At 61.5% G+C, this 25,761-nt stretch carries 25 protein-coding genes; 17 read left to right on the plus strand and 8 right to left on the minus strand.

What is annotated here, in order from left to right:
• Window positions 1-63: 63 nt before the first annotated feature.
• The 17 genes from AC0Z36_RS12300 to AC0Z36_RS12380 all read left to right on the plus strand — a co-directional run bounded on the left by AC0Z36_RS12300 (window position 64) and on the right by AC0Z36_RS12380 (window position 19,171).
• Window positions 64-624, plus strand: a complete 561-nt coding sequence (locus tag AC0Z36_RS12300) for a hypothetical protein (protein ID WP_485462841.1) — start codon at window positions 64-66, stop codon at window positions 622-624.
• A 52-nt stretch (window positions 625-676) separates the two neighbouring features.
• Window positions 677-1,708, plus strand: a complete 1,032-nt coding sequence (locus AC0Z36_RS12305; protein ID WP_485462842.1) for a hypothetical protein — start codon at window positions 677-679, stop codon at window positions 1,706-1,708.
• A 14-nt stretch (window positions 1,709-1,722) separates the two neighbouring features.
• Window positions 1,723-2,106: a head-tail connector protein gene (locus AC0Z36_RS12310; protein WP_485462843.1), complete on the plus strand. Its 384-nt coding sequence runs from the start codon at window positions 1,723-1,725 to the stop codon at window positions 2,104-2,106.
• The gene (locus tag AC0Z36_RS12315; protein WP_485462844.1) at window positions 2,090-2,419 is read left to right on the plus strand and encodes a hypothetical protein; all 330 of its coding nucleotides are present in this window, start codon (window positions 2,090-2,092) and stop codon (window positions 2,417-2,419) included. The genes AC0Z36_RS12310 and AC0Z36_RS12315 overlap by 17 nt, the downstream gene beginning before the upstream one ends.
• Window positions 2,419-2,739 (plus strand): hypothetical protein, encoded by a 321-nt coding sequence (locus AC0Z36_RS12320; protein ID WP_485462845.1) that lies wholly within the window; start codon window positions 2,419-2,421, stop codon window positions 2,737-2,739. The genes AC0Z36_RS12315 and AC0Z36_RS12320 overlap by 1 nt, the downstream gene beginning before the upstream one ends.
• A gap of 14 nt (window positions 2,740-2,753) precedes the next feature.
• Window positions 2,754-3,116: a hypothetical protein gene (locus AC0Z36_RS12325; protein WP_485462846.1), complete on the plus strand. Its 363-nt coding sequence runs from the start codon at window positions 2,754-2,756 to the stop codon at window positions 3,114-3,116.
• 67 nt (window positions 3,117-3,183) lie between these two features.
• Window positions 3,184-3,774, plus strand: a complete 591-nt coding sequence (locus tag AC0Z36_RS12330; RefSeq protein ID WP_485462847.1) for a phage tail tube protein — start codon at window positions 3,184-3,186, stop codon at window positions 3,772-3,774.
• Between the two features lie 152 nt (window positions 3,775-3,926).
• Window positions 3,927-4,220 (plus strand): hypothetical protein, encoded by a 294-nt coding sequence (locus tag AC0Z36_RS12335; protein WP_485462848.1) that lies wholly within the window; start codon window positions 3,927-3,929, stop codon window positions 4,218-4,220.
• Between the two features lie 413 nt (window positions 4,221-4,633).
• The gene (locus AC0Z36_RS12340) at window positions 4,634-11,464 is read left to right on the plus strand and encodes an aggregation-promoting factor C-terminal-like domain-containing protein (RefSeq protein ID WP_485462887.1); all 6,831 of its coding nucleotides are present in this window, start codon (window positions 4,634-4,636) and stop codon (window positions 11,462-11,464) included.
• 239 nt (window positions 11,465-11,703) lie between these two features.
• On the plus strand, window positions 11,704-12,540 hold the full coding sequence (locus tag AC0Z36_RS12345) for a phage tail family protein (RefSeq protein WP_485462849.1): 837 nt from the start codon (window positions 11,704-11,706) through the stop codon (window positions 12,538-12,540).
• Window positions 12,540-13,802 (plus strand): siphovirus ReqiPepy6 Gp37-like family protein, encoded by a 1,263-nt coding sequence (locus AC0Z36_RS12350; protein WP_485462850.1) that lies wholly within the window; start codon window positions 12,540-12,542, stop codon window positions 13,800-13,802. Before AC0Z36_RS12345 ends, AC0Z36_RS12350 begins: the two co-directional genes overlap by 1 nt.
• Window positions 13,803-13,805: 3 nt before the next feature.
• Complete coding sequence (locus AC0Z36_RS12355; RefSeq protein WP_485462851.1) at window positions 13,806-14,852, plus strand: hypothetical protein; 1,047 nt, start codon at window positions 13,806-13,808, stop codon at window positions 14,850-14,852.
• A gap of 171 nt (window positions 14,853-15,023) precedes the next feature.
• The gene (locus tag AC0Z36_RS12360) at window positions 15,024-15,674 is read left to right on the plus strand and encodes a hypothetical protein (RefSeq protein ID WP_485462852.1); all 651 of its coding nucleotides are present in this window, start codon (window positions 15,024-15,026) and stop codon (window positions 15,672-15,674) included.
• 136 nt (window positions 15,675-15,810) lie between these two features.
• Window positions 15,811-16,521 (plus strand): hypothetical protein, encoded by a 711-nt coding sequence (locus AC0Z36_RS12365; RefSeq protein WP_485462853.1) that lies wholly within the window; start codon window positions 15,811-15,813, stop codon window positions 16,519-16,521.
• A gap of 64 nt (window positions 16,522-16,585) precedes the next feature.
• Window positions 16,586-17,161 carry a hypothetical protein gene (locus AC0Z36_RS12370; protein ID WP_485462854.1) on the plus strand — a complete coding sequence of 192 codons (576 nt, stop codon included), beginning with the start codon at window positions 16,586-16,588 and terminating at the stop codon, window positions 17,159-17,161.
• Window positions 17,162-17,196: 35 nt separating this feature from the next.
• Window positions 17,197-17,469, plus strand: a complete 273-nt coding sequence (locus AC0Z36_RS12375) for a hypothetical protein (RefSeq protein ID WP_485462855.1) — start codon at window positions 17,197-17,199, stop codon at window positions 17,467-17,469.
• An 82-nt stretch (window positions 17,470-17,551) separates the two neighbouring features.
• On the plus strand, window positions 17,552-19,171 hold the full coding sequence (locus tag AC0Z36_RS12380) for a LysM peptidoglycan-binding domain-containing protein (RefSeq protein ID WP_485462856.1): 1,620 nt from the start codon (window positions 17,552-17,554) through the stop codon (window positions 19,169-19,171).
• Between the two features lie 456 nt (window positions 19,172-19,627).
• Here AC0Z36_RS12380 and AC0Z36_RS12385 read toward each other — a convergent pair whose 3' ends face one another.
• The 8 genes from AC0Z36_RS12385 to AC0Z36_RS12420 form a co-directional block, all read right to left on the minus strand.
• Window positions 19,628-21,256, minus strand: a complete 1,629-nt coding sequence (locus AC0Z36_RS12385; protein WP_485462857.1) for a DUF3987 domain-containing protein — start codon at window positions 21,254-21,256, stop codon at window positions 19,628-19,630.
• Window positions 21,257-21,385: 129 nt separating this feature from the next.
• Window positions 21,386-21,829, minus strand: a complete 444-nt coding sequence (locus AC0Z36_RS12390; RefSeq protein WP_485462858.1) for a hypothetical protein — start codon at window positions 21,827-21,829, stop codon at window positions 21,386-21,388.
• 107 nt (window positions 21,830-21,936) lie between these two features.
• The gene (locus AC0Z36_RS12395; protein ID WP_485462859.1) at window positions 21,937-22,329 is read right to left on the minus strand and encodes a hypothetical protein; all 393 of its coding nucleotides are present in this window, start codon (window positions 22,327-22,329) and stop codon (window positions 21,937-21,939) included.
• 172 nt (window positions 22,330-22,501) lie between these two features.
• A complete protein-coding gene (locus tag AC0Z36_RS12400) occupies window positions 22,502-22,801 on the minus strand; it encodes a hypothetical protein (protein WP_485462860.1) in 300 nt (99 codons plus the stop codon).
• 388 nt (window positions 22,802-23,189) lie between these two features.
• Window positions 23,190-23,774, minus strand: a complete 585-nt coding sequence (locus AC0Z36_RS12405) for a hypothetical protein (protein ID WP_485462861.1) — start codon at window positions 23,772-23,774, stop codon at window positions 23,190-23,192.
• The gene (locus tag AC0Z36_RS12410) at window positions 23,774-24,241 is read right to left on the minus strand and encodes a hypothetical protein (protein ID WP_485462862.1); all 468 of its coding nucleotides are present in this window, start codon (window positions 24,239-24,241) and stop codon (window positions 23,774-23,776) included. The genes AC0Z36_RS12405 and AC0Z36_RS12410 overlap by 1 nt, the downstream gene beginning before the upstream one ends.
• A 460-nt stretch (window positions 24,242-24,701) precedes the next feature.
• Window positions 24,702-25,187: a hypothetical protein gene (locus tag AC0Z36_RS12415; protein WP_485462863.1), complete on the minus strand. Its 486-nt coding sequence runs from the start codon at window positions 25,185-25,187 to the stop codon at window positions 24,702-24,704.
• 45 nt (window positions 25,188-25,232) lie between these two features.
• Complete coding sequence (locus AC0Z36_RS12420) at window positions 25,233-25,484, minus strand: hypothetical protein (RefSeq protein WP_485462864.1); 252 nt, start codon at window positions 25,482-25,484, stop codon at window positions 25,233-25,235.
• Between the last annotated feature and the right edge of the window lie 277 nt (window positions 25,485-25,761).

Raw genomic sequence — 25,761 nt, forward strand, 5'->3', positions numbered from 1 at the left:
GCACCACTCCGCGGACCCTGAAACGGGGTCCTTTTTCTTTCTGATCCGAAATGGACGAACCACATGAGCGACAACCCGAACCACGTCACCGCATCTGAGTCCGAGCCGCAGGAGTCGACGCCAGACGTCGCGCAGCTCCAGGCGGACCTTGAGAAGTGGAAGGCCCTGTCTCGTAAGAACGAGGCCAGCTTCAAGCAGGCGTCGACAGAGCTTGAGGGCTTCCGTACGTCGCAGCTCTCCGATACGGAGAAGGTCATTGAGGCAGCCAAGGCCGAGGCGCGAAACGCGACCGTCGCCGAGTACGGCACCCGCCTCGCTGAGGCGGAACTTCGAGCCCACGCCGCAACGGCCGGTGTGACTCTCCCGGGCTCCGAGTTTCTGAACATCACCACCTTTGTCGGAGAAGACGGCGCCCCGGACACCGGCCGGATCGGCTCGTTCGTCTCGTCTCTCCCCCAGCCGGCAGCCCGACCCAAGTTCGCTCAGAATCTCGGCCTGGGTCGACAAGGCGGCAGCTCTGTGTCGCAGCTCTCCCACAGCGACATGTCCCGCATGACCCCCTCTCAGATCGTTGCCGCACGGAAGGAAGGGAAGTTCAATTCCCTGCTCCGAGGTGACGCCTGATTAATCACCTAATGAGGCCCCCTTCGGGGGGCCTCATTCGTTTGGAGAAACCATGACTGCTGCCCCCACGTTTGCCGCAGGCTTTAACACCACCAAGGGCGACGCCTACCAGGCCAAGTCCGGCAATGTCTTCGTCCCTGAGCTGTACACGGCTCAGCTACTGCACGACCTTGACGAGTCGCTCGTCCTCGGTTCCTCGCAGATTTGCAACCGGGACTTCGAGGGCGAATTCCGGCGCGAGGGTGACGTCCTGCACGTCCCCCACTTCACGACCCGGGTGACCGACCAGGGCGTTAAGGGCGCCTACGACACCATGGGTGACGCCGACCACGCGTCGCTTGAGTACATGGACGTTCGAGTCCGTAAGGGCTCCAGCTTCAACATCGAGATCGACAGCGTTCACCAGTGGCAGACCAAGGACGGCATCTCGCTGTTTGACTCCCTGCTCACCGAGCGAGCCCGCGAGCTGGCCATCAACGTGGACCGCCTGGTGGCCCAGACGATCAACCTCGCGACTAAGGGCAAGGACTTCAACGGCGAGAAGTCCTACCCCGTGGATGCGCCGGCTACCGCCGCGCTGAAGGACCTTCACGGCACGGTCGAGGCGTCCAAGACGGCCGCGGACACCCCGGACGACGTCTATAAGAAGGTCATCGAGCTTATCGAGATCCTGGACGGCAACTACGCCCCCGAGGACCGCTACCTCCTGATCTCCCCGTCCGTCCGGTCGAAGCTCCTACTCTCGGACAAGTTCATCAATGCCAGCTACTACGGCGGCACCGCGGTCATCCCGTCTGGTCAGATCGGCCAGATTCTCGGCGTGCCGGTCTACGTGTCCAGCACGCTCGGCAAGCGCCGTAACCGCCCGGTTCAGAAGTTGGTCCGCGATGCCCACGACGAGGCTCGCGGCCTGGACATGATCATGGGCGCGGCCAACGCGGTCTCCCTCCTGATCCCGAACGCCGAGACGAAGGCGTACGAGCCGGAGAAGTCCTTCACCACCGCCGTGAAGTCCCGCGTCTTCTACGACGCGAAGATCATCCGTCCGGAGCAGATCGCCGTAGTGCCAGCTTCCACGAAGTAGGCGGAGGTGTTCCCATGACCATCACGGTTTCAGACATTGAGGTCCGCTTGGGGCGCACGTTCGAGGCCGCGGAACGCGCAAGGGTCGAGGTGTTCATTGAGGACGCCTCGGCCCTCGCTGCCGACTACTGCGGCGCGGGCTTCCCCTCCCCCATCACGGCGGGAGTCAAGGCGATCATCTGTGCCGAGGTGATCCGGTGGCTTGCCGTACAGCCCGGCATCGTCTCTGAGCGAGTTGGCGACATCGAGGTGACGTTCGGTTCCACCGCGTCAGCACAGACCCTGTCCCCTGCCGCACGTACGACGTTGAAGCGATACCGGAAGAAGTTCTCCTCCATCGACCTCACTCGTGAGGACTCCCTTTGGGCTCCGGAGGGCGGCTATGTATCTGTTCGATGATCGGGTGAAAATCCGCCGGGCCGCGCTGGAAGCGAACGCCTACACCAAGCGGCGGGACTGGGCAAAAGCCGCGGTGGTCTACGAAGGCCCCGCCAACGTCCAGCCCGACCGAGGCTTCGAGTCCCGCTCCCCCGAGAGGGAGACTGCACAGGAACGGCTCATGGTCTACCTTCCCGCCGGAACCGGTGTGGACTCGGCAGATCAGATCCTCTATGGGGGGCTCTGGTACGAAGTCGACGGCGACCCGATGGAGTGGCGCTACGGCCTGACCATCCGGCATGTACGGGTCCGGGCCTGGCGGGTGGAGCACTGATGGCCGGCGTCGAGATCGATCCCGCCGCCCTCCTCCGCGCCCTGGACTCCCCCGCCATGACTCAGGAGCTGAAGGCCAAGACTTCGCTGATCATCGGCTATGCCAAGTCCTACGCCCCGAAGAACAAGAAGGGGTCGTGGAACATGCACAGCCGCAACATCAACTCGGGCATCAAGCGGGTTGACGGCACCCCCGTGGGCTACGTCGTAGCCGACCGCCACGCGCTCCTCGTGGAGTACGGGTGGACGGACAGAGGCGGCACCTGGCACCCAGGCTGGCACACGCTGAAGACGGCCCTCATGAAGTCGAGGTCCCAGTGAAAGCGGACCCCGTAATGATCGTCCACGACTTCCTCACCACCTCGCCGGAGGTCCCCCCCGGCGCCGTGACCGGTGACCTGGTCGGCAGAGAACCAGGCCGGACGGCTGTCTATCTAGAGCACTCCGGCGGCTTCCGCGTCATCCGTGACGCCATGGACCGCGCGGACATCGCGTACTCCGTCTATGCCGAGGACCGATACGCAGCCGTAGAGCTGGCGTACCTCGTCCGTGAGCTTCTCCTTGAACGTCTGCCGTCGTCTACGGCCGGCGTGGTCCAGGTGCTCGATGTGGACGAGATCTCCTCGCCCAAGTACATGCCGGACTCGACCTCTCGTGAGCATCGCTATCTCGGCGAAGTCGCCGTGTTCCTGAGCTGACTTCCAGTCAACCCCCTTTGACCCCCGCGTCGTCGGGGGTTTTTTCATACCCTTTTTAGGAGTTCATATGGCTGCTACTGGTGATGCCAGCAAGATTCGCTTCGCGCCTTCGGGCTCGATCTCTATTGCCCCCATCCCGAAGACCGGCATCAAGCCGAAGGTCCCGGTGGACGTCAAGGCGCTCGACCCCGCGTTTAAGCCGCTCGGCTATGTGGACGAGTCGGGCGTGACCATCACCCCGTCTATCCAGTCCGACGCGGTGAATGTCTGGCAGTCGGCTACCCCTGTGCTCTACACCGTGAAGTCGGCGAGTTTCCAGGTCAAGGCGACTCTGATGGAATTCTCGCAACTCAACACCGAGCTGTTCTTCGGCGCCAAGTGGGCGAAGTCCGGCGAAGTCGGCAAGGAGATCTGGCGTCTGGACCTGGCGTCGAACCCGGAACTCGATGAGATTTCCCTTGTCGTGGACTGGAGTGACGCCAAGGGCGCATACCGGGCGGTGATCTCCCGGGCAATGATTTCCGACCGGGGCGCGATCACGCTTACCCGGACCGAAAACCAGAAGTTCGAACTGACGATTGACGCGCTCGATTCCGACGGCACCCTCGGTTACCTGCTGTCCGACAAGGACCCTGCGGGAAACCCGGTGGCTCCGTAGTCCTGAGGTCAGAACCTCAAGAAACTCCGGAGCCGGCCCCGATGAATCTGCGGGCGTCTAAGAAGCACCGCTAGCTGAACCCCCTGCCGGGGAGGGCTCGTATTCCCCGGCCTCTCTCATCTCACCCCGGACATCTCACCACTGGAGCGCCCATGCCTACCAAGACCACTGCAAAGAAGACCGCCGCCGTTAAGCCCGCCATCGAGGCGGAGGCCGCGGAGCAGTCGACCGTTTTCGAGCACGCCGGCATCGAGTTCACCGTTCCGGCCCCGCTCGACATGCCGGTCTCCCTGCTGGAAGCGGACGATGAGGTCGAGATGATCAAGATCATCATCGGCTATGCGAAGTGGGAGGAGTACAAGGCCAGTGGCGCCACCCTCCGAGACTTCGCCGTGTTCGCAGACAAGGTCTCCACGGCCGCTGGCTACGGTGAGTCGGGAAACTAACGCGAACCGTCCTCGCCATCCGGGAACACCCCGATGAACTGGAAGCGGATCTCCTCGAATTCTTCAGAGTAGACCTCGCTGACCTCTGGCGGGGGCGGTTGTCAATCCGCCGCGTATCGGTGCTGATCCGATCGCTACTCAACAAACCTGGCCGATCTCTGCTTCTGGCCGAGGTCGATGAGTCGTCCGTTTGGGGTGTGACAGATCACATCCTCGCCCGCATCTCTGACGGTATCGAGGTGTCGAACTATCTGTTCCTCCGGGCCAATTCTGACTCCGATGACTTTGAACCGCCCGAGCCTATTTGGCGGCCGGGGCAGTCCACGGCGGCTACGCCCGCGCCTGAGAGCTTTGCGTCCGGCGAAGATGTCGCCGCCTTCTTCACTCACATGAGTCCCCTTTAGGAGGCGCGTATGGCTACCCGTGGCCGCGATGCAGTAAAGGTCGGCAGTGGATACATTGATGTCAAGCCGCAAATTGACGCGGCTGCCCTAGCGAAGATCCAGAAGGATCTAGTCCGGGGCCTCACCGCAGCGGGCAAGGAAAGTGGCGAGGGGTTCTCTACGGCTCTGACTGCGGGATTCAAGGGGATCGTTACCGGCGGCACGAAGGCCGCCCAGGATACCCGGAAGGCGGTCGAAGGTGAGACTAAGAAGGCCGCCCAGTCTGCGGAGTCCACTGAGAAGGATTCCTCGGCCGCACGCAAGGTGATCGTCAAGTCACTGACTAAGTTCAGCGGCGAAGAGATGGCCCAGAGATTCAAGGATTTCGAGAAGTTCGAGACCGCCAAGACGAAGCTGATGAAGGAAGCCTCGTCCGAGCAGAAGAAGGCGCTTCAGAGCGCCATCGTGGTGGAGAAGAAGATCCTCGATGAGGCGGTAGCGGCGGCGAAGGCCGCTGCCGTGGCTAAGGAGAAGGCGGAGCGGGACCGGCTCACCGCCGTGGAACGCTTGGACCGCGACCATTCCCGGGCGATCAAGCTCAACCGGGAGATGGAGACCAAGGCCGCGGTGGACGCCGCGAAGGCCCAGGAGCAGGCGGCCAAGACCGCCTACCGGGCAGAGCGCATGGAAGCGGACCTAGCGCTCCAGGATGCCAAGCGCGCCGCGTCGGCGAAGAAGGCCGAAGTCACATCGCTGTTCGCTCAGCTCAAGACCGAGGCGCGTGCCGCGTATCAGGTAGAAATTGCCTCAGGCCGGGAAGCTTTGGCGGCAACGAGGGCCAACCTCGCTGAGCACAAGGCCCTGATGCTGGAGCAGGCCCGGGAACAGCGGAGTCTTCAGCAACAGCGGTTGGCTGGCGAAATCTCCACGCTCAACCAGATGCGCGACCACTTCCGCAGCACCATCGAGGCCAACAACCGGGCGCTTCGAGATCTGACCAAACAGAACGGTCTTCACACGACCACGCTGACTACGCAGTGGGGCAGCGCGAGCCGAGGACTGGAGACGTTCGGCCAGAACGTGAGCGAGCTGGGTCGGACCATCACCACCAGCCTGATTGCCCCGCTCTCGACCGCCGCCGGCCTTATGTCGGCAGTCGGTGTGAAGAGTTTCGATCAGCAGGTCCTTGCGACTCAGGGCCTCAAGGCGCAGGGCTTCGACGGTAAGGACGTCGCCTCTGCGGTGGGAGCGATCAAGGAGTATGCGTTCCAGACGCCGTATGAGGTCACGGCGATGTACGAGTACCTCCGGCAGTTCAGCCAGAACTACTACTACCACGACGACAACCGCGCGAAGGACCCCAAGGGCACCGGCAAGAAGGCCCTGGACCAGGGCTCAAAGGTCATCACCGGCATCGGCAACATGGCCGGCCTTCACGGAACACCGACGCCCGAGAAGGTCAACTCGGCGATGTACGCGCTCGACATGATGCTCGACCGCGGCAAGGTTGACGCTCGGTACCTGAAACAGTTCGCGCGGGGGACCAACACTCCGGTTGAAGTCCTCGCCCAGATGATGGGCATCGACGTTGAAGCGTTCCGGGCGAAGAAGCAGGTAGGTCTTAAGGACAAGGCATCGAAGGTCACCTCGTACAACTCGTCCGTGGACTCTGACTGGATCGCGGACCAGCGGATCTACAACGAGAAGATGGCCAACTACAAGAAGGACAAGGCCGCTTACGACAATCTCTCGCCAGAGAAGCGGAAGACCACCAAGTCGCCCATCGCCCCGAAGACTCCCCAGAAGGGGGAGTACAAGACGGAGGTCGACACCGAGGTAGACGACATGGAGGACTCCCAGCTCCTCTACAAGATGATGGGTGATCGGACGGGCGTCGGAGTCTCGGCCAACCTCCTTGCTGATGCTGTGGCCAAACAGGGCAACACTGGCAGCTACGCGAATGCGGCGAAGAACGCCACGAACATGACTATGACCGGTCGTGTCCAGGCCATCAAGGAACGCAGCGTCGACGGCCTCAGTCGGATGTTCGGCAAGGTCGATGAGAACGGCGACGTCCAATACACCAAGCTCGGCACCAAGATCATGGGAACGCCGGTCAAGGGCGAGAACGGCGTCGTCACCGGCTATGACGGCGGCCTGATCAACAAGGTGCAGGAAATCGCGAAGGCGCTCAAACCAAGCGCTGTGACCATCCTGACTACGTTCTTCGAGGGCCTAGAGGTCGTGATGGGCTGGGTCAAGAACGTCGCCGACTGGATGGCCGCGCACCCTGACGTGCGCGAGAAGCTGGCAACCCTGGTGAAGGCCCTCGCCTTTGCCGCACCTTTCCTTATCGCCTTCGGCCTGGCCACCAAGGCCCTGGGCAAGTTCGGCAAGATGCTCGGCCCCATGGCAGCGTTGGTCGGTGCCGCTGGTCGAGGTGCGCGAGGTACCGCACGGTACGGATCGCAGGTGCGAGAGGGCGCCAGGTCCAGACGTAACGGCGGAACCTTCCTAGAGGGTTACGACAACCGTCGGGATGACATCCGAAACCGTGAGACAAGGTCAGGCCGATTCCAGGAGAGCGCCCGTGAGAACGGCCGCTTCCGTACAGCTGGACGCTACGGCCGACGCGGTGGAGAGATTCTCACCGGAGGCTTCGGTTCCACGGAGGAGCGGGACGTCCGCAGGCGCCAGCGAATCCGCAACGAGAACGCTCGGGACGACGCCCGTTCGACGGACCCGGCGACCAGGGTTCGGGCACAGCGCAACCTTGAACGGTTCGAATCTGACTCGGGCCTGGCTCGGGACCAGGACGACCGCAGGTCTGCCCGACAGGATGCACGAGCCAACCGGCCTCCCCGTCACGCTGCACGCAACCAGACTCCGTCTCAGCGAATCGCGATGGATACGACCGCAGCAGAGCGGTCCCTCCAGGACCTGAAGCAGAAGTTGAAGGACGTCCAGGAAGAGCTGAAGACCGTCAACCGGCAGAACCTCACGACTCTGGCCGGCCAGATCGCAGGCTCCTCAGGGCAGTCCCTTGAGCAGGCGGCGAAGGACGCTGAGCAGGCATTGAAGGACGTCAAGACACGGGGTGTCTCACCGGTCAACGACGCCAAACTGACTCAGCTCCAAGCCGAGTTTGACGCGCTCAAGCGCGATGTGGGACTCACTGAAGGTGCGGTCCGAGACCTTAAAATCAAGGGCATTGAGCAGCTCAACGGCCAGGGCCTCGGCACTGTCCATGGGCAGGTCAACCAGCTTGGCACCAGCGCCAACAACGCTGGCACGCAGGTCAACCAGGCACAGACTCAGGTGTCCCAGCTCAATGGCCAGGGGCTGGGTACGGTCCACTCCGCGTTCATGCAGCTTGAGACCAACGCCCGCCAGGCCGGCGCCGAGATCGGCCAGGCCGACAGCAAGACCCGGGCACTTGCCGGACAGTCACTGTCAGCGCTTATTCAGGCGTTCGACGCTCTGAAGTCTGCGGCTGATGGTGCACGAGACAAGATCGACTCAGCGGTGGGCCGTGTCGAGGCCCTCAAGGCGCAATCGCTTTCAGCGCTGAAGTCTCAGTTCGATGACGTGACGACCGCCGCCCGGAACGCCTGGGATCAGGTCGGCACGCCGAAGGGGCGCGGCCCGAACGCCGGGCTCGCATCCCGGCTTGATGCGCTCGACGCCATCAAGCTGAACACAGTCAAGACCGAGGTCGACAACCTCAAGTCGGCCCTGGACGAGGCCGCCAAGAAGGCGAGTGACCTTGACGGCGGCATCAACGGCATCAACGAGAAGATGGGCCTGCCCGGCTCCAACGGCCCTGGGGGCTCCAACAAGAAGCCGGACACCAGGAGGGCGCGTGGTGGTGTCCTTCGCGGCTACTCGCCGGGAGTCGACTCCGTATACGCCTACCTCTCCCCCGGTGAAGGCATCCTCCGCCCGGAAGTCGTCAGAGCTCTGGGCGCTGGCACCATCGACCATTGGAACGCCCAAGCGATTAAGGGCAAGATCGGCAGTAGGGGCTTCGGGCCTGATGCGATGCCGTTCGCCAACGGAGGCGTGGTTCCCGGCCTTTCGATGATTCAAGAGCAGCGCGAGACATTCAATATCGCACCGCTGATCAAGCTGTTCGGCACGACCGTCGGGTTCCTGGACAAGGCAGCCGGGCTCCCCGGCGCCCTGGGCACGAACGCTATGGCGTTCGGCTCCAGGTCGGGCGGTGGCCGCACAGGTCAGGGCCTGGCTCAGAAGTTCTACGGTGTCGGCGACTTCATCACGGACAAGCTGCCGGACATCATGAAGCGAACCCCGAGCGGTGTCGGTCAGATCGTCGGCGCCATCGCGGGAGGCGTCCTCCCATCCGCCGGCCAGCTTTTTTGGGACGACGTCTGGAAGGGTGACGGCAACATCCTCCAGCGCGGCGGAAAGTTTGTTAAGGATCTTCTGAACCCCGAAACGATCTGGCAGATGCTGAAGGACACCGGCGAGGGTGTCTGGGACTCGGCAAAGTCCCTCTGGAGTATCGGAAAGCAGCTCGTGACTGACCCCACGGCAACGGTCAAGGCAGCCATTTCTGAGATCCAAGACATGGTCTTCGGCACGTTCGACATGGTCAAGGACACCATCGGGGGCTACAAGGAGATAGCGGACAGCCCCCTCGCGTACTCGAAGCAGGTCCTCCAGGACGTCTACGGACAGGCCAAGGACGCGCTCCCGAACACGACAGGACTTTTCGACTTCGCTGACGGCGGGATCGTTCCGGGCTACAGCCCGGGGCATGACACTGTTCACGCCCGGCTTTCGCCGGGTGAGGGTGTCCTCCGTCCGGAGGCTGTACGAGCCCTCGGCGCTCAGGCGATCAACGGCCTGAACGCTGGAGCCAAGAACGGGACGCTCGCGGGTGGGGGTGCCGCCGATGATGTGGCGGTCGTCCCGGATGCGAAGGCGTTCGAGGATGCGGCAGCTCGGATCAGGCTTGTCCTTAAGGGAGTTCGTGATGACCTCGGTAGTTTCGGGGTCTTCTCCGCGTCCACCTGGACCGCCGTCACCACCTCGGTACAGACCTCGGTTGATCAGGGAATCGTCCCTGCACAGGTTCGGTGGTCCGCTCACCTCTCAGGGCCGCTCACGCAGACCGAGCGACAGTTCGAGGCCACGGTCCGATCCGTTTGGATGGGGATTCAGTCCACGGTCGGATCTGCCACCTCAGGGATTCAGGGCCTGGCCGCGTCTATGGCGGCCAGCCTCGCGGCCTCGTTCGCTGGTCTTCAGGGCAGCATCACGGGCCTGAAGGGCCACTTCGAGAACTCCGGCTCCACGATCCGGAGCGCCTGGTCCTCGGCGATGTCCCACGTGGACTCGTCCACCAGGAGCACGGTCGGAGGGCCGTACAACCGAGGTGCGGTCGGGATGATGTCGGCGATGGCCCGGCTCGCCGGGGCTCCGGCTCCGTTGACCGAGCTCCACTTTGCGACTGGTGGTGTCGTGCCGGGCTACCGGCCCGGCGTAGACACAGTGCCTGCCATGCTCTCCGAGGGCGAAGGCATCCTTCGCCCGGAGGTCGTCCGGGCTCTGGGAGTAGAGACCATCCACCGATGGAACGCTCAGGCTAAGCAGGGTGGAAACATCTACGCCAACGGCGGCATCGTGGGCGGTGCTGACTGGGTCGGCAAGCACAAGGATGATGAACTCCCTGACTACGCTACGGCGTTCGGGAAAGGATGGTCCGAGGTTCTCGATCCCATGCTCGGACAGATCCGCAGGGTCTTCGGGACGTCCGGCGGGATCGTTTCCGGCATGTTCGAAAAGGGCAAGCCGCACTTCGGGAAGTGGGCGTCGTGGGTAGACGAGCACGTCAACGCTGGTGGTGGGGCGGTCGTCAAAACCGCCCTGGCGGAGTTCGCTAAGGAAGCCCCGTTGGTGGGCGGAGCGAAGTACAACCAGGGCAACTTTGAGGCGTGGTGCGCTGACTTCGTCTCGTACGTAGTCGACCAGGCCGGCGCGAACGCCGCGTACGGCGGGAGCCCCATGGGAGCACCGGGAAATCGGTGGCCCGCGGTGGCCACCTGGAACGCGGCCATGCAACACGTACCCATATCGGAGTCGCGTCCTGGCGACCTGATGACCTACGGCGGTAACGGCCACATCAACATCCGTACGGGTGCTGATGAGACCGTTGGAGGCAACGAGTCCAACTCGCTGAAGCGCTCGCAGGGTTACTGGCGTTCGGCTACGGCAGCTCTCCGTCCCACAGGCGGTGCCGTGAACGCCGACGGGCCGAGTTTCAACGCCTGGCCTGGCTCGGTTTCCAAGATCGGGGGAACCTTCGACGGTGGCCTTGACGGCTCCATTCAGGACACGGCTCGACAGGCCCTCGCTCAAATGGGCTGGTCGACCCAGTGGGATGCGCTGAACAACATCCTCACCCGGGAATCAAGTTGGAACCCTCAGGCCAAGAACCCTTCCTCGGGGGCCTACGGCCTGTTCCAGGCACTCCCCGCATCCAAGATGGACTCCGCAGGATCTGACTGGGCGACCAACCCGGCCACACAGATCAAGTGGGGGATGGACTACATCAAGGGCCGATACGGCGACCCCAACGGGGCGTGGGACTTCTGGCAGCGGAACCACTGGTACGAGAACGGAACCGGTAGCGCCAGTCCGGGACTCGCCCTCCTCGGGGAGAAGGGACCGGAACTGGTGAACTTCCGTGGCGGTGAGCGTGTCCACACCGCAGAAGCGACGAGCGATCTCCTCGGCGGCAAGAGGTACGAGATTCACATCCACAACACGACCGGTGCACCCACCGAGCGTGAAATCGTGCGGGCTCTTCAGTACGCCGAAACGATGTACGCCTAAGCAAGAGGACGGGAGGGGCGAATACTCCGCCCCTCCTTTCCCATGCCCAAAAGGAGGTCCGACACATGCCAATCCCCTCAAAGTACGACGTCGACTCAGGCGAGATAGTTGACCCATCGCAAAGGCCGCCCACACCCGTGAAGTGGGCGCGGACGTCGGTCACTATCACCGGCAGGGGCGGGAAGGGCAGAGAGATCTCCCTGACCGGCTTCAGAGGCCCCATGTGGCCGGGGATTCTCATGCAGGCCGGCGCAACCGGCCTAGATGCGGCGCCCCGTGAACTGCACTCAGATGAGAGCCCGAACCTGGACGGCTCCATGTTCCGCAGTGCCCGCACCGCGGCCCGCGAAATCATGCTGCCGGTATACCTCCACGGGATCGACCGCAGATCAGTGCGGGCATTGAAGGCCCAGCTCATTCGGGAACTCAACGCCGAGAACGGCTTCTGCGTCCTCCGGTTTACCGAGTCCGACGGCTCGGACCGCTACCTGTATTGCTACTACAAGGACGGCATGCAGGGGAACGAGTCCGACGATCAGGCGGGCTTCTCCTGGACGAAGTACGGGCTCCAGTTCACAGCGTTTGATCCTTGGTTCTATGACGACCTGACACAGGCCGCGAAGTGGAGCTTCAGCGAAGGCCGGGGCCTCTTGACCCGGCCTGGCACACAGAAGCCCCTCCTGCCCATCTCGCTTTCGAACAACCGGATCGTGGACAACAAGGTCACGATCGACAACCCGGGAGACGTGAAGGCGTGGCCGATCTGGAAGATCAAGGGTCCGGTCCAATCCTTCCGCTTCACCTCCGAGGCCGGCGAGTCCTTCGAGGCCGCAGGCAAAAACGGACAGGACGCCGTTCCGTCCGGTCGGACGTTGACCGTCGACACCCGTCCCGGTTACAAGACCGTCCGTGACGACCTCGGCGCGAACAGGTGGCCCGGCCTTGGCGCCAATCCACACCTGTGGGCACTGCCCGCAGGCGCTTCCACTCCCACGGTGAGCATCACGCCCGGCAGTACGGGCGGAACACAGGCCGAGGTTCGACTGAACTACCGCGCACGATACGAGTGTTACTAATGGGATACCGCATCGAGGTAAGGGATCGAGAGCTTCGCCGGGTAGGAGAGATCGACCAGTTCACCAAGCTTGAGTTCGTGGTCAAGTTCTGCCGCGTGGGCTCCTGGCAGCTCCTTCTGAAGGACGGCACTGAGCAGTCTCAGCTTCTCCAGATGGGGTACGGCATCGTCGTCTGGCAGGACGGCGTCACCGAGCCGGTTCTATCCGGACCGGTGACGAAGTTCAACCGCTACTGGACGACCGAGCACCACACCGGGCCGGGGTCCACCTACTTCTCCGGCACCTGCGACAACGCCATCCCGTATGGCCGGGTGGCGTTCCCCGATCCAGACAAGGCGATTGACAAGCAGTTCACCGCGCAGCCGAACCGCTCGGCGAGCGGAGAGTATGGCTCGGCGTCCTGGTGGGAGATCAACCGTGCCGTGGGCGCCGGCGCCTTGGCTGACCGCAGGGTCGCGGGCGTGGAGATGGGCTCTTTCTGGGGTTCGCAGTGGGCCGACGGCGTCAAGGACACCGTGAGGTATGACGCCCTCGGGGAGCTGCTTGAGAAGTGGCTCAAGGATCGGAAGTTCGGTTACCGATTCGTCTACAACCCGGATACCCGGAAGATCGAGTTCAAGTTCTTCAAGCCTCGCGACCTGTCCGCGGAGATCCGCTTCGCCAAGGAGCTCGGCAACCTGCGTGAGCTCACCTGGACCCTCGAAGCTCCGAAGGTCACTCGGGCAATCGTGGCGTGCCAGGGCGAGGGGAAGGACCGCTTCCTCCTGGAGCGGAGGGCCACCGCGGCTGAGGCCGAATGGGGGGTCATCGCTGAGAAGTTCATTGACCGCCGAGACCTGCCCGTCAAGACAGGCCCGGACGGAAAACCCGTCCTGGCGACTCCGGACGACGAGCTTCCACAGGGCGACGACGGTAAGCCGCTCGACCCTGTGAAGGCCCTCAAGGCGGCGCTGGACTCCGCCGAGGAGGCGGCTAAGGACGCGCTTGCCGAAGGCGAGAAGACCGGAAACTTCCAGATCTACCCCATCGACACGGAGCAGATCCAGTTCGGCCGTGACTACTTCGTGGGCGACAAAGTCACCGTCTCTATTGACGGTGTCGAGTACCAGGAATTCGTGAACGAGGTCTCCATCTCAGTTGAGCAGGGCAAGGCGACGGTCACCCCCAAGTTGGGCGAGCAAGGCACGGGAATGCCGCTGAACCTCTACAAGCAAGTCAACGAAATGCGTACCCGCCTTGCGCGGCTGGAGTCGAGGAAGTAACCCATGCCTGAGATTAGCTACCCATTCAATGCCAAGAGCCTGACAGGTGGTACAGATCTTGTCACTCAAGCCGATTGGCAGTCCATGTCGACTCTGTGGGCGACCGACTGTGCCGACTTCGAACTGAAGGACGGCAACGGAATCGACCACCCGCTGAGGGTTACGAATACAAACGCGGCCCGGGTGCTCGCGGTGGAGCCTGGTAATGCCTGGATCGGCGGCTTCTACTACAAGTTGACCGAACAGGCAATGGTGACTCTCTCGGAGAACCTCTCGACTCAGCCTCGGATTGACCTCATAGTCCTTCGTGCCGACCTTGCGCAGGGATCGGTCAACCTCGCCGTGAAGAAGGGCCTGCCGGCTTCCAATCCGGTTTCCCCCACACCTGAGCGAACCAAAGGTGGGATCTGGGAAATGGCCGTCGCAGAAGTCCGCATTGAGCCAAAGTCCAACAACGCCTCCTCGATCATCCCGACGTTGCCTTACCGGATGCCGCAGACCGTAGCGGCGCCTTGGTACGCCGATTACGTGCTGAAGCACCTTCCCATTCACTCAGAGCTGCTTGACACAGACGTTAATAATTCTGGTGACTACCGGACGCAGGTCAAGACGAAGTACGGAACTACTCCGGTCGTTAACTACGGAAAAACGTTCCCGTATACACCGCAGCTCGTTGGACACAACGGTCCAGTAAATGGAATCTCCTTTGAGGGGTTCTATCGGCATGTCGGGCCAAGCCAGGTGTGGTATTCGATGACGATTGAGAACCGTAATGACTACGACGTCGTAGCCCACGAGGGCTTGAGTTTCACCCTGCCTCTGAGTGCCAGCGGCTTTACCGCGCAGGTGCACAGCGGGGTCTACCACAACGCTAGGCGAGGCAGCTTCCGAACTATCGCCGCTATGTCATGGAAGGACTGGGGTGGCACCTACGCTCGGATTTTGAACCAAAGCGGCAACGATGATGGGCATTTGTACTACATGTTCCAGTTCCATGCAGGTGCGATTCTGCATTTCACAGGAACGTACGAGACCGGACAGTTCGGATAATTGGGAGCAGATATGGCACGTAACCTTTTTGGTGGTACCGCCTCCGAGGCCGCAGAGGATTCGCGCGGAGCACGTGTACCGAACGCCTCGGGGCACGTCTGGACTGGAGCAGACGCGGCAGCGTCACGTATCACCGATCTTCTGACTGTTGATGGTGCTCGCATTGAGAGCGTGACTTCTGATCACCGAGGCATGGTCCCCGAGTTCTACGGCCCTGCGGATGGCCGCAGCCGGGTCTGGGTGGACTTCGGCGATGGTCGTGTAGCGCTCGACACAACGGCCGCCTATTCGGAGCTTCAGGCGCACAAGACCGCGGACGACCCGCACGGCAGTGTGGCCGAGGCCAACCGCCGACTTCAGGGCTACGTGGCGAAGGCCGGCGTCAATCAGGCCCTGGTTGCTAAGGGAACCGGCTGGCTGGAAGCGGTAGTTGCGGGAATCGATGCTCAGGGCAAGGGCGACACCGGCGGCGATGTCTTCCGCCTCGCCACCGAGGCTCCGTCCTGGCAGAACGAGCGGGTCTTCACCCGGCTTAAGGCGTCAGGCGCACTGTACGTCGACGCCAACGGACCTCATATCCCGCTCGTAGTCGGCACGAACGGAGGCACAGGTAAGGCTTTCGTCATCTCCGACGGTAGGGCCGGCGGGAGTGTCGATCTCCTGAATGTGCAGAAGTCCGGGGACCTCAACCTTCCCAAGGGAGGCAACGTCACCACCACGGGGCAGGTCGTGGCGTCGAATGTCGGCACGGCCCGTGTGTTCTCCGGGCCTACAGCTCCGGTGTCTCCAGTCGCCGGAGATGTGTGGGTGAAGTATGGCTAACTCGGCATTCGTCAGAAGCGGGAACGCCTGGCTCCCTGTCGGGCCTCAGGTGTTCAACGGGGCAGGGTGGGTTCCGGGCGAGTCCTTCACGTACGACGGCGCCCGGTGGGTTCCTACAGGGAGTGTCGCCCCGATTGTGAAGTATCCCGTCTGCATCGGGGTCGAAGCCATCAGGTTCAAAGGCCAGGAGGTAACTTCCGCAGCCATACCTGTAGAAACCCGTGTCGGAGATCTAATTCTCTTCGTCATGGGTGGTCGGATGAAATCGCCCGCCTCTGGCGGGCGTGCAACCAATCCGCCTCAGCCCAACAATCTAGCCATCAGGGAGTACAATGATGGCTCGCAATTCTCGGCATGGCTGCTGCCCTACACCACAGGAACATCCGAGATGCCCGTTGATACCAGCGCACTTTTCGATGGTGTTCTCGTGAGCATGGTTTACAGGTTTGCAGACCTTACGCCGCAGATTCCGAAGATGAGTTCCATTACGATCGTGAAAAACGTAAGCGCAATTAACTTTACGCCCTTCGAGGGCGGGTGCACTCAGGTCGTAGTGGCGATGCCGCTATCCGTCGATCTGACGGCCGTGCAGTGGCCCGAGAGGTTCAATGCCAGGGCCGCGGAGTTCGGCGCCATTGAAGGTCACGGGAACTCCTCTATGAGTCTCGTTGTCGCAGATGTTGAGAACGCGCCGAATGCAGTCACTCAGCTCCGATTCGACACCGCGGTTCCGTACACCGCGTACGTCTCACTTCAGATTCCTGGCGGCCTTACCGAGCTTCCGCCGTACTGGATTCTAGGCAGCTCCACCCACTCAAAGTTGGGGACCACTACGAAAATCATGTGAGGCAGCCATGCAGTATCCCGCATTCCAGAGCTGGGCACCGGACGAGGTTGTCTCAGCAGTCAAAATGAACAAAGAGATCAAGGATAACGGCGAGGCCGTTCATGCAAACTTTAAAGAATTGGTCAGTGTTGTCGAGCAGATCGGTACGGACCTTAGTCGCACGACTAATACCGTAGCTGCCGTAAGTGCGAGGGTTGATTCCGTAGCTTCGCAGCTTAAAAATGATCCGGCAATTTACGGCACTACGTGTGCTGATTTCCGATTTTCGGCGGATGGCCTCACCAATATCCCTGCCCTGACTTTGACCGTACCAGCAACGAGTAGAAAGAGGCTGCTTCTAGTTGACTTTGGGGGTCGCTTCTTTGCTGGTGATGCGACCCCCGTAGCGCCTCCCTGGGCAAACTCCGGACTGATCTCATCCTCTACTGGCGCATTTTCTGACAGGAGCTGTGGCGCCGGAGCTGGCGCCCCGTATGAAAACAGTGCGACCCAGTACCTTAACGGAAGTTACACGCTTATCTCTCAGCCAGAAACGCCCACTGTTATCAACGCGGCGGTGTTCCGATGGAATATGGGCACCAGAACGAGCAGTCTTACTGAGCTCTACATCAACATCACAGCCATATCCGCATTTGGGTAAATCGCATTTAATTTCTTCAGCGCAGAGGTGTCGCAGTGGCTATTGAACTTCTTATAACCATCATCGGTGGAGGTATCGCCACCTCCGCTCTAGCCGTGGCACGAGCGCTACAGGTTCGCCGAGACGGATTCAACAAAGCCCGGTCGCAGCACATCCAAGACTTGGCCGAGTGGCGCGCGGAGCTGCAAGAGACCGTCCATGAGCTTCAGGAGCTGGTGGAGTATTACCGCTCGGTGAGCGCGGACTACGCGTACCAGCTCAAGGCGAACGGCATCGTCCCGATAACGACCGCGAAGAGGCCCGAGTAACCAAACACTATGAGGCCCCGCGGCAGTTGCCGGGGCCTTTCGTATACCCCGAGGAGGGACCGTGGCGAATACCGCTGCGTCAATGATTAACGCCTCTCGACCTGAGGTCGGCTACCGCGAAGGCCCGTCTAACGACACCAAATACAACCACTGGTTCGGCAAGATTCCCGGCTATCCGGCGGAAGGCTACGGGTACCCGTGGTGCCAGTCGTTCCAGTCCTGGCTTGCCTACAAGTCGGGCAACTCCGACGTCATCCCTAAGACCGCCTCCTGTGCGGAGTGCACGAGTTGGTACAAGGCCCGTGGGCGCTTCTACACCTCGAATCCCAAGCCTGGCGACCTGGTCATGTTCGGCGCCAACGGCGCCACGCACGTTGAACTTTGCGTGGCCGTCGACCCCGCGGGCCGGCGCATCCAGACCATCGGTGGCAACACCAACAACTCGGGGGCTGCGAACGGCGACGGGGTCTACCTGAAGTGGGTGCCGATGTCCCGGCCCTACGGGTACTGCCGCCCGGCTTACACCGGTGCAGGTACGGTCACCCCGCCCGTTTCCGGCGGGAAGTACCGCATCAGCCGTGGACAGACCCTCAGCGGTATTGCCGCGCTCCTGGGTGTTTCACTCGCCGCGCTCCTGGCGGTGAACCCTCAGATCAAGAATCCCGACAAGGTCTCGGAGGGTCAGGAGATCAACGTCCCACCGGCTGCGAAGCCGGTCCCTGTGAAGCCTGAGACCAAGCCGACCCCGCCCACGAATGCAGACCCGACTACCGTTCCTGTCGTGGGAATCCAGAAGCCGTGGCCGTGGACGAGTGAACAGAAGGCGAACGCAAAGACGTTCATCGAGGAGGCACGAAAGGCCGGCCTAGGGGACCGCGCCGCGGTCATCGCCATCGCTACCGGACTCCAGGAGTCCGGCATGAGGAACCTGACCTACGGAGACTCCGATTCCCTCGGCATCCTCCAGCAGCGTCCCGGCCCGGGGAACGCGTGGTGGGGTCCGGCGAATGAGCGCCTGGACGTGCGTGTCAGCGTCTCGAAGTTCTACCGCGAGTTGGAGAAGATCAGCGGCTGGGAGCGACTCCCCCTCTGGGAGGCGTCGGACAAGATCCAGCGGTCCGCACACCCGAAGGAGCCTGCGAAGTACGAGGAGGCCGCGGCGGACATCGTGGCCGAACTGGCGGAAGGTGTGCCGCCGACCGGCGTGGTTGACGGTGAGGACGCAAAGGACCCGACTCACCGATCGGCGACCACAGGAGAATATGTCATCCGCTCGGGAGACACCCTTTCCGGCATCGCCCGTGCCCACGGCCTTTCCCTCGTCCGTCTCCTGGGGCTCAACCCCCAGGTCGCCAATCAGAACCTGATCCTCGCCGGCCAGAAGCTGAACCTCGGAGGTTCTGCGGTGAAGCCGAAGGCAGTCCCTAAGGCTGCTCCGAAGCCCGTGCCGACCAAGCCCTACGTGCCCAAGCACGCCAAGCCGAAGCCGACCAAGATCGACCCCGCGCGCGTATTGACCTCGGCGAAAGATTTTCAGCAGGACAAGCGCCTTGACGCCCTGGAGAAGGAGCTAGCCGCACTCAAGGCCCGGATCAAGGCGAAGCCGAAGACCGCGGTCAAGCCTGTCGTGCTTGTGCCCGACGCCAAGCCAACCACCGTACCTAGCAAGGCGGTTTCGCTCAACGAAAGTGATGCATCATGACCCTTTTCCGCGCTCACGTAGTCCGTATCCTCGCCGCTCTCGCAGCACTGACCCCGTGGCTTCTGGTCACGTACCCAAATGTCCCGTGGGAAGTCATCATCGCAGCCTCTGCCGCACTACTAAGTGTGGGCGAGGTCGCCCAGCGGACAGAGGACCGGAAGACTGAGGAGGCACTGAACGAGTCCGCTCCGTGGGACCTCGCGACCCTCCGACAGGCAGAGCTTCATCAGCGAGTCCAGGTCGCCCCAGTGGCGCCTGAGGTGGTCGAGCTTGTGAGCCTCGACTTGGACGAGGGCACGGCTACCGTGTTCCGCCACCCCACCAGCTAAGCGGAGGTGAGATGCCGCTTGGGTTAAATGAGAGAGCCCGTGTTAACTAATTGATTGTTGGGACAAAACAAAAAAGCCCCACCTCCAGATCTGGAGGTGGGGCTTTCTCTGTTTCTGGGCATCTTGCTCAAATGAGGGCCGCGAAGGGGTTCGTTGCGGGCACCTTCTTGGCAGGGAGCTTGGCGGAAGTAGCTTTGGGCTGAGTCCTAGCGCAAGCCTCGGACACGGACGCGTTGAACGCCGCCGTTCGCGGCTGGTGGACGTTGCTACGCATTACGCGAGTTCCGCTGTGACTCATGCACGGGGCGTCTTCCTCAGCTCCACAGAAGGGGCAAGGAACCGCGCGCGCGGGGACAGGGGTCAGCTCAACCGGGACCTTTTTCGCTGCGGCCTTCTTTGCGGTCGGCTTCTGGGACGGCGCCGTAGATGCGGGAGTTGGGACCGGTTCAGGCTTCGGCTCGACCTTGCGGGCGCGAGGTACGGATCGCACCTGGACCACCTTAGGCTCCGGGTTTCCGCTGGCCGTTTCGTCGTCCGGTTCCGCTGGCGTGGAGGCGTTCTCGATGTACCGGAAGTACGTAGGCTTCGGACCGCGTTTCCCTGGCACCTCCCGGACGAAAGCCTCTACGTCGTCCATGTGCTCGATCGTCTCCATCAGGAGAGCGAGGTTTCCCCTGGAGCCCATCGCCCGGACGATAAATGTTGCGCTCACGGGACCGTCGTACTTGTCGAGGGTGTCTCGGATGATGTCCTCGGCGGGCTTGACCGTGCGCGTGCTAACGCTCTTCGAGGCTGCATCGTTGACGAGCTGCTCGACCGATGCCATGGAGTACGAGACGAAGGCCCAGGCAGCCTCTACGGCCTCTAGTGAAATCTCAGTCCGGCACTCGGCCGCAGTCAGGACAGCGGCCACGCGGATGACCTGCTCGGCGCTCCGCTCCATGAAGCTGGACAGCAGCTCAGGCATAAGTTCAATGCGTTGGTCGATCTCCATACGGAGTTCAAAGTGCCGGTCTTCCGCCTCTCCGCTCATGCGCATGATCCGAGGCTTTTCCGTGGCCCACTGGTACGCCGTCAGGAGATCCTTGGACCCCTCAATAAAGTGTGTGGGGTTGCCCCGGAGGTACTTCGAGCGCTGCACCATAACGGGCAGGAGGCGGTTGAAACTTCCGCCGAGCGCATCGCTCGGGCGTACGTACTCGGCCCACTCGCCAGGAGTGATGTGCGCATGGAAGCCGAGCAGTGGCGTGCCGATCTCCTGACTCTCCAACTTGGTGACGTTCCGGATCTCCCGTCCTTCCCATGCCTGCCGTAGCTGAGTGGTGAACGTCGGGCACCGCCGCGAGCGCTTCAGCGTCGACGTCCACTCGTCCTCCACGATCACAGCCCGGCCGTCGACCCCATTTTCATGGGTCAACGTTTCCTGTTCGAGCGTGTAGAGGTGGTTGACGAGGCTTGGCCCGCTGGAAAGATTGGCAGTCCTACGAGCGGCCAGGAACTTCCCGATTCCCGTCCGCACGATCCTCTCTGCGGTGTTGAGCGCGTAACCCTTGCGGCCCACCGAGGAGGCTCCCGCAAGGACCGTCCAGACGACGACGGGTCGCCCGCTCTCGTACATCACATGACCATTGATTGCCGACGAGAACAGCGCCAGGACCGCCGCGAACACTCCGATGGGGTCGGCCTCCGTGTGCGGCATCGCTTCGTGAACGGCTGCCCCGATGGGGCCATAGGCCATGGGCTTGAACGCGGACATAGAAAGGCCCTCCTTTGTGTTCTCAACAGCGTCTGAGTGCGCGCGTACGACAGTGCACGCGCGGTTTAGCTCCCCGGGTCGGTCGTGAAGCGACGGGCGTCCGAAACGCCGCCCGGAGATCTCATCGGTTTAGTTGGCTCGCTTGATCAGGACCTCTACGGCGTCCGCAAGACGGTCCAGTTCTCCGCCCGTTGCGTCCCACAGTTCATCGCACTCATCGCGTGAAGCTCCGTCGTCAAGCAAAATGCCCAGTGCGTCCGCGCTGGACTCAAGCTCGTAGTAGATCTCTTCGATATCGTCCAACTCGTCATCAGGCAAGCCGCCCTGGAGGCCCTCCAGCGACTCCAAGAGATCGGAGTCGCCGAGGCCGAGGGCGTCCAAATCGGAGAGAGATTCAAGGGTTTCGCTCAGGGCTTCGCCGAGATTCCGCATGGCGAGCCGTTCGGCCGCGTCGGCGTCTTTGAGTTGTTTGGCCAACACAAGGATGTCCCGGAATGCGTTCAGTGTCTTAGCGGTGGGCTGCATGTCCGCGAGCTTGCGCACGGACTTCACGTACTGAGCGTCAATCGACATGACTACCTTCTGCCCTAATTAGTTGCTGATGCTTACTTGAGCGCCTATGTCGGCACAGACGTGTGCCAAGAGGCCAGCGGGAGGGAGCCCCCGCCCGCGCAAGGTACTCAGGCCGGCGTGTACCGCTCGGAGATCTGCGGGAAATTGTCGCGGAGCCACCCACGGAACATGACGTGCGAGGCAGTGAGACCCCTGTCGTGGCCGTGCTGCTCGCACCACTCGGCCAGGTGCTCCCGCTCCTTAGCCGAAGCCTTCGCGAACCGTGCGAGGTGCGTCCGGTACTGAACCCGGGCGGCCTGCGAGCCGAACTCCAGCGCCTTGCCCTTTCGGGCCTTCCGGATGTCCGTGATCCGCTCGCAGTAATCCGCGAAGTCCTGGTCTCCGTCTCCCTTTTCCCGCTCGCTCTCGACCGCGTCAGCAGGGAGCCCGAACGCCTCGGCGAGCATCCCGCCGAACCGCTCGGCGTGCATGTCGCACAGATCTACGGCGTGATCAGACAACCCATGAGGGAACGTCATCTCACGTGTGGCGGGAACCTCCGAACCGTCCCGCTTGAAACAGGCGTCACAGGTCACCATTTCGACTACCTTTCTTGCCACGGTTCAGCCTTCCAGTTCGGGGACCCATGACAACGGACTTCATTTCTGAAATCCGCCGCCAAACATCACCGGACTAGTACTGACCGACCTTCACCCAGCCGCCCGGCATCGTGTCGAGTCGCCAAAACATCTCATCGTCAGTTCTTGACAGAGAGAGCCGTCCCCCCTGCGGAAGTTTGAGTGAGGATTCGTCGTTCGCATACTCCACGAAGGCGCATATTTCGTGGTCAATTTCCTTGCTCCATTCGAGAAGCACGGAGAACAGCACCTCGAACCGGGGCGCGTATGCCTGAACGCGTTCCTCGGGTCTCGGGAAGTCGAAGAAATGGCGAGACTCCCCGAACCGACGCACTCCTTTGACCATCACAAACATTGAACTTTCCATTCTTCCGGCATCCGTTTACGAGCAGAACAAATTCACATCACGTCAGAGCGCGACTGATTGCGCATGTGTGTACGTGAGATACGGGCCTCTGATAATCCACGGCTCGCTGTAGTCAATTTCAGACAACCCGATCCGCTTCGCATTGTCCGCCGCGTGCTCCTCAATGAGGCGGTCCGCCGGACGGCCCCGTGTAGATACGAGGACGTGAGCAAAAGTCCCGTCTTCGAGCGGGACGAGAACGGCCCAGTAGTTCCAGGTGCGCGCAATCACAGTTGTTGCCCTTCTGGGGTGCTCAATTTGAGCGCCCTGTGTCCTAGGCCCGACTTGAACGGGCTGCGCGCCTAAGCAGCTAGGACGCCCTTACGGGCGATTGCTGCTAAACAGCCTTGGGGTACCCTTCGTGCTTTGCGATCAACTCGGCGTCCTCTTTCTCGTATGCGTAGTGCATTTCGGAAGACTCGATCTGCTCTGCGAAATTAACTCCCCACTTGTCGCACACGTGGCGAAGCTCTACCAGGAAGTTACGAACAATCAAATCCGGGTTTTCCTCCTCAATCCCCTCCCCGCATGCTTCCGAGTACGCAACGAGCCCGGCAATCCCCCACTTAACGCGGTCCTCGTTGTTGACCTCACGCGAGGGCTCCACGATCTCCCGCACGGGGAACTTGCGGGCGCCCACTTGGCGCCATCCTGTGAATCGGGTGACTGCGGGAATCATCTTGATATCCTCTTTCAGGGCGTTAGCGGGGTTCGGTGCGAGCATTTCGCGAATTTCGCCGAGCAGGAACTTCGCGTCGTGTGAGCGTTCCGTGTCGGCCTCGTTGAAATCGTTCATGTCAAACGGAACGTCGTCGTAAATCTCGCGCTCGGGGTGGTACCCCGGGTAGTGATTTACGAGGTGCTCATCCCAACCCGCAAAGAAGTTGTCGATGAGTGCGAGGATCTCGGCAGGGGCGGTCATCAGCGGCAGTCCTGCCAGTGGTAACCACAGTCGACAGCAGGGGTGTTTTTGTGGCTCAGCCCCGTAACGATGAGCAAATCGGAGTCGTCGCCACACGTGTTGAGGATGTGGTGAGCAAGGGCCTTGGAGTAGGCGTCGCGGAACTCATGAGCGTTAAGAACGAAGGTGTACGGCTCGTCCTCCCCGCCGTGATGCTCGCTTCCTGCAACTGCGATGGTCCAGACGTTGTAGCCCTCAGGCTTGTGGTTGGAAATCCACTCATCCAGCCGGAACCGGTAGAGAGCCTGAGAATTGAACTTGACCTCGCACGCATCCGGGTTGGCGAACCGCTCGCATGCGGTCTCGACCTCCTGTAGGAGTTTCAGCAACTCGTAAGGCATCTGGAATACGTCGGCCAGCGATCGAATGTGGTCCGCTCGCTCGTCCACGTAGTCGCCCAAGTTTATGTATTCGTCCATCATGGACATGGAATCCCCTAGATGGTCTCTTCTGCCGTGTAAGGCGCTCGATTGAGCGCCCGGTGCCCTAGGTCGCTTTGCTGCGTACGGCGTCCTTACGGACCCGGCCTAGGGCTATATATACGTTGCATCCACGGCATTGACAGGCAACAGGTGCGTCTCTACGTCGCTTTAAAGCTCGCACCCGTGTCGCATAGAGTCGCGGTTGACCGAACTCTGTGTAATTGCCTCAGTTGCTGCGGAGAAGGCGCCAAACATGGGTGCCCGCATAAACTCCGTACGTGTCGCCACCCATAATCCGATCGTGTGCCTCACTCTCGGAGATCGCACGGAAGTGAAGGTGTGCCCACGCGGGGAACTCATCCGGATTTATCCCGTCCCGCACGTGTTCGGCGACTGCGGAAAGGTCGCTCACGCCACCTGGCAAGGCACGGGTTTCCCGTGTCTCACTAGCTAGCGAGAGAGGCCGCTACGAGCTTTTTGCTATCGCCTCATGTACAGCCGTCCCGCTATGGACACGTATCGGAAGGATTCCACCGACGGTGACCGCCCCCCGAACGATCGACAGGATTTCCTGGCTCTTCACCCTCATAAGATAGAAACCCTTGGGCAGCCGAGAGATCCACTCCTCATTGATTCCGAAGTACTCACCCTCTGAGACGCACACTCGATAGGGAACGCCACTGTTATTGCACGTCCACGCACTCACATTTACCCGATCTCCGTCCGAACCGTGTTTCGGAAAGTGCCCAGCCAACGGGGGAAAGCGATTACCCGTCTTGACCGCCGGTCGAGTCTTGAACAGCTCGTAAATACCATCCTCCGAAACCCGCGCGGGTATCTTCACCTCGGCCTTTTCCGCATCAAGAATCACAAAGCGATCCGAGTAGAGATCGCCATCCTTGACGACTAGAGCGGTACTGATGAACCAGTCCGCAAGCTTGCTGGCAGACATGCGTAATCCTCCTTCTAGCTGCTGAACATCGCTTGATCGTGGTGCTTAGGCCCAGTCGCTCCACCACGAACGAATTTCTTCCAGGCTTTCGCTATAGCACTCGTTCACGATTTCTTCCATCGATGTGCCAGGGTTCTTCAGGAGATGCAAGGCAGCATTCACCACGAGATTCAGCAAATCCGTGTCACGGTCTCCCGCATTGAACTCATCTGCGACCATATCCGTACCATCGTTAATGGCCTGGGAAATTTGCTCGTAACCCCATGTCATGACTTTCTCGCCTTCTACTTGATTCACTGAGTGACCCTGTAAGGCCACGGGGAGGGCCGTCCCTTAGGAAGGCCCCCGCCGTTACCCGGCAGACTCTTAGAACAGCAGGAGCTGACACAGAGAGTCCGCAACGTTTGCGGCCTTCCCATGTATTCGCCAACAACTCCCGCATTTGACCGTCAGAACAGCGTCAGATTTGAACGGTGCACACACATGGGCAGTTTGCTTTCCGCATGCCGTACGGCCATAAAGACCAGCGCGCATGAAATATGGGTTGCTCGACTTTCCGACCGTCCCCACATGA

Source organism: Kitasatospora sp. UYEF31 (assembly GCF_057291755.1).

Excerpts from the sequence above, each read along its gene's own strand:
- AC0Z36_RS12325 (WP_485462846.1), top strand. The coding sequence starts at position 2,754 with ATGATCGTCCACGACTTCCTCACCACCTCGCCGGAGGTCCCCCCCGGC.
- AC0Z36_RS12410 (WP_485462862.1), bottom strand. The coding sequence starts at position 24,241 with ATGTCCATGATGGACGAATACATAAACTTGGGCGACTACGTGGACGAG.
- AC0Z36_RS12315 (WP_485462844.1), top strand. The coding sequence starts at position 2,090 with ATGTATCTGTTCGATGATCGGGTGAAAATCCGCCGGGCCGCGCTGGAA.
- AC0Z36_RS12400 (WP_485462860.1), bottom strand. The coding sequence starts at position 22,801 with ATGTTTGTGATGGTCAAAGGAGTGCGTCGGTTCGGGGAGTCTCGCCAT.
- AC0Z36_RS12405 (WP_485462861.1), bottom strand. The coding sequence starts at position 23,774 with ATGACCGCCCCTGCCGAGATCCTCGCACTCATCGACAACTTCTTTGCG.
- AC0Z36_RS12380 (WP_485462856.1), top strand. The coding sequence starts at position 17,552 with ATGATTAACGCCTCTCGACCTGAGGTCGGCTACCGCGAAGGCCCGTCT.
- AC0Z36_RS12320 (WP_485462845.1), top strand. The coding sequence starts at position 2,419 with ATGGCCGGCGTCGAGATCGATCCCGCCGCCCTCCTCCGCGCCCTGGAC.
- AC0Z36_RS12300 (WP_485462841.1), top strand. The coding sequence starts at position 64 with ATGAGCGACAACCCGAACCACGTCACCGCATCTGAGTCCGAGCCGCAG.
- AC0Z36_RS12305 (WP_485462842.1), top strand. The coding sequence starts at position 677 with ATGACTGCTGCCCCCACGTTTGCCGCAGGCTTTAACACCACCAAGGGC.
- AC0Z36_RS12330 (WP_485462847.1), top strand. The coding sequence starts at position 3,184 with ATGGCTGCTACTGGTGATGCCAGCAAGATTCGCTTCGCGCCTTCGGGC.
- AC0Z36_RS12340 (WP_485462887.1), top strand. The coding sequence starts at position 4,634 with ATGGCTACCCGTGGCCGCGATGCAGTAAAGGTCGGCAGTGGATACATT.
- AC0Z36_RS12345 (WP_485462849.1), top strand. The coding sequence starts at position 11,704 with ATGCAGGCCGGCGCAACCGGCCTAGATGCGGCGCCCCGTGAACTGCAC.
- AC0Z36_RS12310 (WP_485462843.1), top strand. The coding sequence starts at position 1,723 with ATGACCATCACGGTTTCAGACATTGAGGTCCGCTTGGGGCGCACGTTC.
- AC0Z36_RS12370 (WP_485462854.1), top strand. The coding sequence starts at position 16,586 with ATGAACAAAGAGATCAAGGATAACGGCGAGGCCGTTCATGCAAACTTT.
- AC0Z36_RS12350 (WP_485462850.1), top strand. The coding sequence starts at position 12,540 with ATGGGATACCGCATCGAGGTAAGGGATCGAGAGCTTCGCCGGGTAGGA.
- AC0Z36_RS12335 (WP_485462848.1), top strand. The coding sequence starts at position 3,927 with ATGCCTACCAAGACCACTGCAAAGAAGACCGCCGCCGTTAAGCCCGCC.
- AC0Z36_RS12390 (WP_485462858.1), bottom strand. The coding sequence starts at position 21,829 with ATGTCGATTGACGCTCAGTACGTGAAGTCCGTGCGCAAGCTCGCGGAC.
- AC0Z36_RS12415 (WP_485462863.1), bottom strand. The coding sequence starts at position 25,187 with ATGTCTGCCAGCAAGCTTGCGGACTGGTTCATCAGTACCGCTCTAGTC.
- AC0Z36_RS12385 (WP_485462857.1), bottom strand. The coding sequence starts at position 21,256 with ATGTCCGCGTTCAAGCCCATGGCCTATGGCCCCATCGGGGCAGCCGTT.
- AC0Z36_RS12355 (WP_485462851.1), top strand. The coding sequence starts at position 13,806 with ATGCCTGAGATTAGCTACCCATTCAATGCCAAGAGCCTGACAGGTGGT.